This window comes from Leisingera sp. F5, from assembly GCF_001593695.1.
In genome coordinates this window covers 1-2,738 of record NZ_LUKH01000356.1, presented here as the reverse complement: position 1 = coordinate 2,738, position 2,738 = coordinate 1, and the positions used below count along the sequence as shown (strand labels likewise).

3 protein-coding genes are annotated in these 2,738 nt (G+C 62.9%); 2 read left to right on the top strand and 1 reads right to left on the bottom strand.

The window, feature by feature from the left end:
• Positions 1 to 205 precede the first annotated feature (205 nt).
• Positions 206 to 1,048: a hypothetical protein gene (locus tag A2I95_RS30200; RefSeq protein WP_027256246.1), complete on the top strand. Its 843-nt coding sequence runs from the start codon at positions 206 to 208 to the stop codon at positions 1,046 to 1,048.
• 11 nt (positions 1,049 to 1,059) lie between these two features.
• Positions 1,060 to 1,812 (top strand): sulfotransferase family protein, encoded by a 753-nt coding sequence (locus tag A2I95_RS30195; protein WP_291735813.1) that lies wholly within the window; start codon positions 1,060 to 1,062, stop codon positions 1,810 to 1,812.
• Positions 1,813 to 1,883: 71 nt separating this feature from the next.
• On the opposite strand, the gene A2I95_RS30190 is transcribed toward A2I95_RS30195, so the two are convergent.
• Positions 1,884 to 2,738: PLP-dependent transferase (locus A2I95_RS30190; protein ID WP_291735810.1), on the bottom strand; the 855-nt coding region annotated here is incomplete at its 5' end.

Below are 2,738 nucleotides of genomic sequence, written 5' to 3'. Positions count from 1 at the left end.
TGCGAGGTGTTCAGCTCCTCCGCCGCCCGCGCAAACCCCTGCAGCCGCGCCACCGCTTCAAACGCAGCCAACGCGCTGACCGAGGGCAGGTTATATTTTCGCATCTCCATATCAAAATGGTTATGTCCTGACGCACGCGAAAGCAATAGACACAGCCGCCCCTCCTGCCCCAGGTTCTCCCCCAAGCGCAACAGGGAGAGCCGCAATGCCGGACTATGAAAAACCCGCCCATTGGGCCAATCCGAAGAACAAGCTGTTCCCGCATCAGGTCGGCTTCACCGCCCCGCCGTATGACTTTGACGCCGCGCCGTCGGATTTTCTACGCATGGCGCCGCGCTCGGTCGGGGTGCATGGGCGGATGCTGCATGTGCCGGATTACGCCCACCAACTGGGTCAGCGGCAGAAGAATTTCGGCCTGTTGGAGGAATTCGTCGAGTGCATGGCCAACAATGGCGCCGACGTCTGCGGCCAGGTGGGGTCGAACTGGGTGCATGCCTCTGGCATGGGTGTCGAGGGCATCCGCCAGCACTGCGAAATGCTAAGCGACAAGTACGAGACCCCCTTTCACATGGCCGGCTACGCCATGGTCGAGGCCCTGCGTGACCGCAACGTCGAGAAGGTCGCCCTGAACGCCTGCTATCACCCGGACAGCTGGTATCAGGGCACGGTCGGGTTTCTGAAAGAAGCCGGGTTCGATGTGGTCTGGGCGGGGAATTTCCACGATCAAGGCTGGTTCGAAACCCAGGAGGATGTCGACAATTGCATCTGGTGCTTCGACGAGGATCTGATCTGGAAATCCTTCGACTACACCGCCGAACAGGCACCACAGGCCGACGCCTATCTTATCAACGGCATGAGCAACTACCGCCGCGCCTCCGACGGCATCGCGCAGCGCCCGGTGCATTACGCCGCCGAACTGGAGGCACGCCTCGGCAAACCCGTCGTCGGCCATGACATCGCGCTCTATTGGCGGGTTTTCAAGACCCTGGGCCTGACACCCGAAAACAGCCCTGACTCCCGGCAGGGCGCCCTGCTCTCCTCGCTCTAAGGATACCCGAAATGCATAAGATTGTCGCATTGTGGGCCGTGCCCCGCTCTACCTCCACCGCGTTCGAATGGATGATGCGCCAGCGCGGCGACCTGGACTGCCTGCACGAACCCTTCGGCGAGGCTTGGTACCAGGGCGAAGACCCCCTGTGGCCGCGTTACACAGAAGGCGAGAAAACCACCCCCGGCCTCACCCTGGAAAGCGTCTGGGAAGACATCAAGGCGCGGGCCAAAAAAAGCCCTGTATTCCTCAAGGATTTCCCCCACTATATCAACCACATGTGGGACCCAGAGTTCCTGTCGCACTTTACCCATGCTTTCTTGATCCGCGACCCGGCCAAGACCATCACCTCGATGTACAACAAATGGCCCGATTTCGATGAGCTGGAGGTCGGCTTCCCCGAACAGCGCGCGCTGTTTGATCTGCTAACCGCTCTCAACGGCACCCCGCCGACGGTGGTCGACAGCGACGATCTGCTGGAGAACCCCGAGGAGATGACCCAGGCCTTCAGCGAGGCAGTTGGTATTCCATTCATTAAGGAAGCGTTAACCTGGGAGCCCGGGGGTGATCCGTCCGCGCACAGCTGGTGGGACGGCGGGTCTTTCCACGCCAACCTTGCAAAATCCACCGGCCTTACCCGCCAGGCGCGCAAATATGTGGAGATCGAGAACACCCCGGAGCGCGTGCGCCGGGTCCACCGACGGATGCTGCCGCATTACCGGAAGATGCACCAGCAACGCATCCGGGTGCCGCAGATGGCCTGACTGGCTCTCCGGCCTGCGGGGGTATCACCAAGCTGTCCCCGCGGGGACAGCTTGTCTTGTTGTCTGGCCTGCTAGCCGCCAAGCATCTCCAGCGCTGCGGCCATGGCGCTCCACAGCTCCTCGGCCGGTTCGGTTCCAACCGAGATCCGCACAAACCCTGGCGCCACCGCATCGCCCCAGCGGGCGCGGCGTTCGGCAGAGGTGTGCACCCCGCCAAACGACGTCGCAGCCCGGATCAGCGGGCAGGTGTTGATGAAGGCATCCGCCCGCACCGCGCTGTCCAAGGTGATCGAGATCAGAAACCCGAACCGGGACATCTGCTGCTTGGCGAGGCCGTGCGAGGGATCAGAAGCCAAACCGGGAAACCGGATTTCCTGTACCAAAGGATGCGCCGCCAGCCGTTCGGCCAGCACCTCCGCTGTGCTGCACATCCGGTCAAAGCGCACGTCCAAAGTCTCCAGCCCCCGGTGCGCCAGCCAGGCCTCCTGCGGGCCGGGAATGCCGCCGCCGAACTGGCGCCATTCGCGCGCGGCTTGCAGGATGCCTTCGTTGCGGGTGGCCACGTGCCCCATCAGCACATCGGAATGGCCGCCCGGCGCCTTGGTGTCGGAGGCCACCACCACATCGGCGCCCAGCTCCAGCGGGCGCTGTCCCAGCGGGGTCATGGTGGTGTTGTCGACGATCAGGATGCCGCCTGCAGCATGAACGTCCCGCGCAATGGCGCGCAGGTCGCAGAGGTCCAGGCCCGGGTTCGACGGCGTTTCCGCAAAAACAACGTCAAAACCTTCAAAGCCGCCCTCGGAAAAGCCGGTGGTTGTGCGCTGTATAACCTCAACGCCGAGGTTTTGCAGGAACCGCTCGCCAAGGCGCCGGGTGACGTAGTAGCCGTCGGAGGGGATCAGGATCTTTGATCCCGCCTTGACCGT

Coding starts and splice junctions, on each gene's coding strand:
- A2I95_RS30200 (WP_027256246.1), top strand. CDS start 206: ATGCCGGACTATGAAAAACCCGCCCATTGGGCCAATCCGAAGAACAAG.
- A2I95_RS30195 (WP_291735813.1), top strand. CDS start 1,060: ATGCATAAGATTGTCGCATTGTGGGCCGTGCCCCGCTCTACCTCCACC.